Annotated in this window: 6 protein-coding genes and 1 pseudogene; 6 read left to right on the forward strand and 1 reads right to left on the reverse strand. The window is 68.8% G+C overall.

What is annotated here, in order from left to right:
* The first annotated feature begins 4 nt into the window (after positions 1-4).
* The 6 genes and pseudogenes from AB0A94_RS03995 to AB0A94_RS04020 form a co-directional block, all read left to right on the forward strand.
* A complete protein-coding gene (locus AB0A94_RS03995; RefSeq protein WP_361738430.1) occupies positions 5-940 on the forward strand; it encodes an MBL fold metallo-hydrolase in 936 nt (311 codons plus the stop codon).
* Between the two features lie 411 nt (positions 941-1,351).
* Positions 1,352-3,679, forward strand: a complete 2,328-nt coding sequence (locus tag AB0A94_RS04000; protein ID WP_361738476.1) for a sensor histidine kinase — start codon at positions 1,352-1,354, stop codon at positions 3,677-3,679.
* Positions 3,676-4,077 (forward strand): roadblock/LC7 domain-containing protein, encoded by a 402-nt coding sequence (locus tag AB0A94_RS04005; RefSeq protein WP_145866754.1) that lies wholly within the window; start codon positions 3,676-3,678, stop codon positions 4,075-4,077. The genes AB0A94_RS04000 and AB0A94_RS04005 overlap by 4 nt, the downstream gene beginning before the upstream one ends.
* Positions 4,077-4,448 carry a DUF742 domain-containing protein gene (locus AB0A94_RS04010; RefSeq protein WP_361738433.1) on the forward strand — a complete coding sequence of 124 codons (372 nt, stop codon included), beginning with the start codon at positions 4,077-4,079 and terminating at the stop codon, positions 4,446-4,448. The genes AB0A94_RS04005 and AB0A94_RS04010 overlap by 1 nt, the downstream gene beginning before the upstream one ends.
* Positions 4,435-5,025 (forward strand): ATP/GTP-binding protein, encoded by a 591-nt coding sequence (locus AB0A94_RS04015; RefSeq protein ID WP_361738436.1) that lies wholly within the window; start codon positions 4,435-4,437, stop codon positions 5,023-5,025. Before AB0A94_RS04010 ends, AB0A94_RS04015 begins: the two co-directional genes overlap by 14 nt.
* A gap of 579 nt (positions 5,026-5,604) precedes the next feature.
* Positions 5,605-5,724: pseudogene (locus AB0A94_RS04020) on the forward strand (DNA-binding response regulator); the annotation flags it as partial.
* Between the two features lie 505 nt (positions 5,725-6,229).
* Here the strand turns inward: AB0A94_RS04020 and AB0A94_RS04025 are convergent.
* The gene (locus AB0A94_RS04025) at positions 6,230-6,640 is read right to left on the reverse strand and encodes a RidA family protein (RefSeq protein ID WP_361738479.1); all 411 of its coding nucleotides are present in this window, start codon (positions 6,638-6,640) and stop codon (positions 6,230-6,232) included.
* Positions 6,641-6,658 lie beyond the last annotated feature (18 nt).

A 6,658-nucleotide genomic window follows, 5' to 3' on the forward strand; every position in this document is an offset into this window, starting at 1 on the left:
CGCCGTGTTCACCTCATCGCAAACGACCAAGTCCGCTACTCCCCCCGCCTCCTCCTGGACGGTGGGCAACCACATCGTGCGACGCATCGACGAAGTGGTCCTGCCCGCCCGGACCGGTCCGTGGCTGCTGCCCGGGGCGACCACCGACCTCGTGAACCGGACTCCCTGGCTGAGCCCCGAATTCGCCGACGAACAAGGCGTCCTGCGCCTGGCGAGTCACAGCTTCGCCGTCGAGGTGGACGGCATGCGGGTGCTGGTGGACACCGGCATCGGAAACGGGAAGCGGCGCGCCAACCCCGCCTGGCACGACCTGAACAGCGACTACGAAGCACGGCTACGGGCGGCGGGCTTCGCGCCGGAGAGCGTCGACCTCGTGGTCCTGACCCACCTCCACACCGACCACGTGGGGTGGAACACGCGTGCCGAGGGCGACGCCTGGGTGCCCACCTTCCCGAACGCGCGCTATCTCACCTCACGCACCGAGTGGGACTACTGGGCGGGTGTCGACATGGAGGAGGCGCGCCGGCAGATGTTCCGGGACTCGGTCCATCCCGTCCGGGAAGCAGGTCTGTTCGACCTCGTCGATGTCGCGGACGAGGGCACGGAGGTCGCGCCGGGCATCCGTCTGCTGCCCACCCCCGGCCACACACCGGGGCAGGTGGCGGTGGAACTGAGCAGCCGTGGCGAGACCGCGTTGGTCACCGGCGACAGCATCCACCACCCGGTCCAGATGGCGCATCCGGAGCTCTGCAGCTGTGTGGACGTCGCTCCCGAACTCGCGGCCAGGACCCGGAACCAGGTGCTCGGCTCACTGGCCGGTACGTCGACTCTCCTGCTGGGGAGCCACTTCCCGCCGCCGACCGCCGGACACGTGCTGCGCGAGGACGGCGGGTACCGACTGGTCCCGGCTCCCTCAGGGGTCACGCCCATCGGCGGCTGAAGCGGATCGGAGCACCCGGGACGTGCCGCGCACCGAGTCCGTGCGGGTGACGTCCTGGGCGTCCGCGACCGGACGACCCGGGAGCGGCTATGAGACTCCTCCGGCATGCGCTCCGTCGTCACCGATGGGGCCGGACGACGTGATGACCGATCACCGGCTTGCGCCCTATGCACAAGCCGGCTGTCGGCTGTCCCTCGTGGGCGGTCAGACGTCCTCTGCGTGCAATGCTTCGTCGCCCCTACCACATGTGACCAGCGGAAGCCATCTCTCCGTTTCCCCGGTGTGGCTGGTTATGATCGGTACATCACGTCGCGTCAAAGCCGAACCGGACTTCCCCCGGTCCTGAACCCAGGACTGCGTCCGGTCTCGGCGGTCGGGCCGTCCCCCTGGTTTCCCGCTCTCCGAGGATTGATGTCTCCCATAGAACCCGAAGGCACACGAGGGCAGCCGGCGACTCGTCGGCGGCGCACTCTGCGCCTGCGTACGCTGCTCATCTGGCTGGCCATCGTCCCCATTCTGGCGATGAGTGCCCAAGTGGCCATGACCGCACAGCCGCTGGTGCACCAGTCAAAGCAACTACGCGCTGATGTGGCAGTCGCTGAGCGGACCGATGCACCCCTGACCAGGCTGATGGTCGAACTGCAGGCTGAGCGGACGATGACCGCCACACGGTGGGCGAGCGACTCCGTGTCCGAGAAGGAGCTGCGCGAACAGCGCGCGGCCACGGACCGGGCCGCGGACGAGTTCCGCCGGGCGGCGGACGGAGCTCTGGCGGCGACCGGGCGCGAGGACGATCATTACGTCGCGGAGCTGAAGCACAGCCTCGCGGATCTGGCCGCGTTCCGCGAGCGCGCGGACGCCCGCAGCGGGGACGCGGACCGGACGATCGGCTACTACTCCGACCTCGTCGACCGCATCATCCGGGTGTACCAGAACGAGTTCAGCCATGCGGAAGACGCCGAGCTCATCCAGGAGAGCGGCCTGGTCGTCACGGTGTTCACGGTGACCGAGATGGTGGCACGCGAGACCACCATCCTCGCGATGGCCGGGCCGTCCAGGCGTCTGAGCCCTTCCGGGTTCGCCGAATTCGTCAACTCCGTCGGATCCCAGCGGTACCAGTACGACGAGTGGGTCGCGCCGTATCTGACGGCCGAGGACAAAGCGGCCTACGACCAGGTCTTCGCGTCGGACGGCTGGAAGACGAAGGTCCGTCTCGAGGACGTGGTCATCTCCGACCACCAGAGCACCGCCTCCGGCATCGAGCTGCCCGAGGAAGCTGACGCCTGGCAGGCCGCGTACGACGAGTTCGCGCCGCGCCTTGCCGCGCTCAACGCGGAACAGGGGCGAGCCCTGCTCGTGCACGCCGACGCCAAGGCCACGCAGTTGGAGAACGAGGTCATCTGGCTGATCGTCGGAAACGGCGCAGCCGTCATCGCCGTCGCGGCCGTCATCGTGCTCACCACGCGCTCCGTGCTCCGCCGCCTGCGCGGTCTGCACGAACGTACGGTGGCCGTTGCCGAGGACACGCTGCCGGATGTCGTTGCCCGGCTCCAGCGCGGGCAGCGCGTCGACGTCGACGCGCTGCCCGCGGTGAGCGGAGACCGGGACGAGGTCGGACGTATCAGCGACGCGTTCGCCCGGGTCGTCTCCGTATCCGTCGACGGGCATGCACGGCTCGCGGCCGAGCGTCAGGGTTTCGGTATGTTCGCCGCGGGCATCGCCTCGCGCACCGGAAACCTGGTCAGCCGCCAGTTGGCCCTCACCGACGAACTGCAGGACGCCTTCGGGCACGACGAGGAGCTTCTCGCCCGGTTGATGCGATCCGACCAGTTGACGGTGGGTATGCGGCGGCAGATCGAGAACCTGCTCATCCTGGCAGGTGGGGAGATCCCCGATCCGCACACCGAGCCCATGCGCGTCGCCGACCTGCTGCGCGAAGCCGCGGCGGAAGTCGAGGACTTCCGGCGGATCGAGCGCCAGGCCCTGGACGAGATCAGCGTGGCACCGCGGGTGATCAGCGAGATCAGCCACCTCCTGGCAGAACTCCTGGACAACGCCACCCGGTTCTCCCCGCCGCAGTCGAAGGTGGTCATCCGTGCCGAACTGGTGACGGACGGGCTGTCGGTCGACATCGAGGACCGCGGGCCTCGGGTGACCGCCGCCACCTACGAGGAGATGAACGGGCGTCTGCACTCGGCCCCGCCGTATTCCGTCCTGGCGGAGAACGCGCACCGGCTCGGACTGTTCGTGGTCGGCCACATCGCCGAACAGCTCGGGGCCACAGTGACGCTGCGCCGCTCGGTGTACGGGGGGACGTCGGCCGTGGTGATCCTCCCCAAGGAACTCCTCGTGCCGACCGAACCGGTCCGGGCGGGAAAGGAAGCGCCGCGCGCGGCGATGCCCGCCCCGGCACCGGGCCCGTTCGACGAACGCAAGCCCGAACTGGTCCTGCACGCGAAGACCGGGTCGGCCGCCCGCAGGACGCCGGAGCGCCTGCCCGAGCGGCCGGTGAAGAGCAAGCCGCCGGTTCCTTCCCCGGCACGGAACGGTGACGCGAAGCCGGCCCTCCCCGAGCGGATCCCACAGGCTCACATCGCCGAGCAGCTCCGCGCGCCGCACGCACCGGAGACCGGCGTCCACCAGGACGCGGCGACACCCGAAGAAGTGGCCGACGCCTGGGCGGACTACGAACACGGGACTCAGACAGTGGAAGAAGAACTCCGACAGGATCAGCCATGACGACAACGAACGACATGATCTACAGCGTCCTGGACAACAACCTGAGCAGGATCGCCGGCATCAAGGGAGCCGTGCTCCTGTCCAACGACGGGATCAAGCTCAGCTCGTACGAGCTGGAACGGGACCAGGCGGAGCGCATAGCCGCCGCGTCCTCCGGCATCGCTTCCACGATGAAGGCGATATCCAGGGAGGTCGACGGCGGCCGGGTGATCCGCCAGCTGGTCGAGATGGACGACTGCTATCTCTGCATCGTCGGGTGCGGGGAGGGCAGCACGCTCATCGTGGTGACCTCCCGCAAGGCGCGGCTGGGGGAGCTGGGCGGTGAAGCCGTGCGCACCGCCCAGGCACTCGGTGAGTGGCTGAGCACACCTGATCGCGGCCAGGCGCAGCCGTCGTAATGGCGGACGAGCCCAGGCCGGGAGAGGGAGGCCACCGCCGGACGCGGCTGTACGCGCTGACCGATGGACGTACGGCGGCTGCACACACCGCCCTCACCATGGACACCACGATCACGGCGGTGGCCGTCGCGGACGGCCACAGCGGCCTGCCCAGCGAGTGGCAGGCCATCCTCGCGATGTGCTCGCCTCCGGGCGGCCTGGCGGTCGCCGAGATCGCGGCGCGCATGCACATGCGCCTCACTCCCATGACGCTTCTTCTCGGCGAACTCGCGGACCGGGGGCTGATCGAGCACCGGCCACCCCTGGAAGGGGCCGAGACCACCAATGTGCACCTGCTCATGAAAATTAGGGACAACCTTGCCTGGATATGACGCCCCTGCCCATGAAGCGGACCCCGTCAAAATCCTCATCGCTGGGGGATTCGGCGTCGGCAAGACGACCCTGATCGAGACGGTCTCCGAGATCGAGCCGTTGCGCACCGAGGAGCGGCTGACGAGCGCGGGCGTCGGCGTCGACGACCTCGACGGCATCGAGTCCAAGGCGGTCACCACCGTCGCGATGGACTTCGGCCGCATCACCCTCACCGACGCACAGGTCGTGCTCTACCTGTTCGGCACACCTGGCCAGGAGCGCTTCTGGTTCATGTGGGACGACCTGCTGAACGGGGCACTCGGGGCGATTGTCCTTGTCGACACACGACGCCTCGACCGCAGTTTCCCGGCCGTCGACTTCTTCGAGAACCGAGGGGTTCCGTTCCTGGTCGCCGCGAACTGTTTCCACGGCGAACAGCCCTACACCGTCGAGGAGATCAGGGCGGCGCTGCATCTGCGTGACCCGAACACACCCATCCACTTGCTCGATGCCCGCCTCCGTGACGACGCGCGCGGTGCGCTGCTCTCGCTTCTGGACATGCTCATCGCCAAGGCCGGGGGCGCGGCGACCGGCTGACTTCGGCCTGCCACGTGGTGGCGTGGAGGTGCACGACCGCGACCGTGGACCCGGTCCAGGCCGCCGCCGCGTCGGCCGTCGAGGAGAACGTGCCGTCGTCCGGCGGGTCGGCTGGTACGGCACCGATGCGTACGCCCGTGGCGCCGAGGTCCTCGGCGCCGGAAAGCCGCAGCTCAGAGCCCCTTTGCAGTAGGCTCCAGAATCGCCACGCACTCCACGTGGTGGGTCATCGGGAACATGTCAGCCTGAGCCCTTCTCGGAAAATGCCAGGTCAGACCCCATTCTTTCGACTCGCGGCCAGGCTGGCGCACACTCAGAGCGTCAAGCGGGCGTCAGTTGCATCGCCCACGCAGGGAGCCGTGAAGCGGCCGCTGCACAAGTCGGCCCGACAACGCGCCAGGCGTCCCATGAATACGGGCGGTCACCACGTCTCAGTGCGCAATCCCCGACAGGCCGTCTCGCACCGCGCCAGTACGCCGCCCGCAGCAGTCCTTGAGCCGGTTCCGCCACCGGTTCGCCGGCTTCCTCGGCGGCCGGCCAGAGCGGTTCGCCACCAGAGCTGGCGGCGACGACCAGGACATGGTCCGCACCGGCTTCCGCCTGACCCTGACCGCACGCGGTATCGAGGTGGTCGGCCAGGCCGGGGACGGAGCCAAGACCGTCGAAGCCGTCCGCCGCCTCCAGCCCGACGTCGTCCTCGCCTACGGGGCAGGACTTGTCGCGCCCGGCGAGTCCACGCAATCCGCCAACCCCGATCACTGAGCTCCCCGTCGTCCTCGAACCGTTCGGCTCCGTCGCTCCTTCGGCGGTGGAAATCGCCGTCCACAGCAGGAGTACCGGGGCGCCGCCGGAAACGTGCCGAGCGTTTCGAACAGCACCCCGGTGATGCCGCGGGGGTACGTGGACATGCCCCGGGCCGCGTGGGATGTCGCCGATACGTCGCGGGGCCTGCCGTGCACCGAGGCGCCTCCGCGGCCCCGGCACTCCTGCGGTGGATCAGTGGATCTGCAGGGCGTGAAGCGTCGCGTTGAGCCCTTCATCCGCCGCGTCTTGCGGTCCGGGGCGGTCCACCTCGACGACCATGACTCCGGCCGCGTGCGTGGTGACGCCCGGCGAGCCGACACATCCCGAACAGGACAGTCGAGACGTCAGTCGGCCGGAGGGTCAGACCCACCCGCAGCGTCACCACGTCGCATCCTCACTGTCAGTCGACGAGGGCGGTGGCTTCGATTTCGACGAGGACGCCGGGGTCGAAGAGGCAGTCGACGCCGATGAGTGACGACGGAGGGAGAGGCTGCGGCAGCCCGATCTCGTCCGCGACGCTTTCGACGCCCGCCATGAAGGCGCCCATCTTCTCCGGCTTCCACTGGGTGACGTAGACGGTCAGTCGCACCACGTCGTCGAATGTCGCGCCGGCCCCGGCGAGACCGCGGGCGGTGTTCCGCAGCGCCTGCGCGACCTGCCCGGAGAGATCTCCTGGCGCGACGGGTGTCCCGTCCGCGAGGCTGGAAGTCTGCCCACTAACGTGAACATGTCTACTGCCGGTACCGACAGCGACGTGATGGTAAGGCGCGGGCTGCAACAAGCCCTCAGGGGTGAAACGTTGAACGGACATGGTGGTCTCCTTCCGGCG

The sequence above is a fragment of the Streptomyces sp. NPDC044984 genome, assembly GCF_040646935.1.
GTDB lineage: Bacteria > Actinomycetota > Actinomycetes > Streptomycetales > Streptomycetaceae > Streptomyces.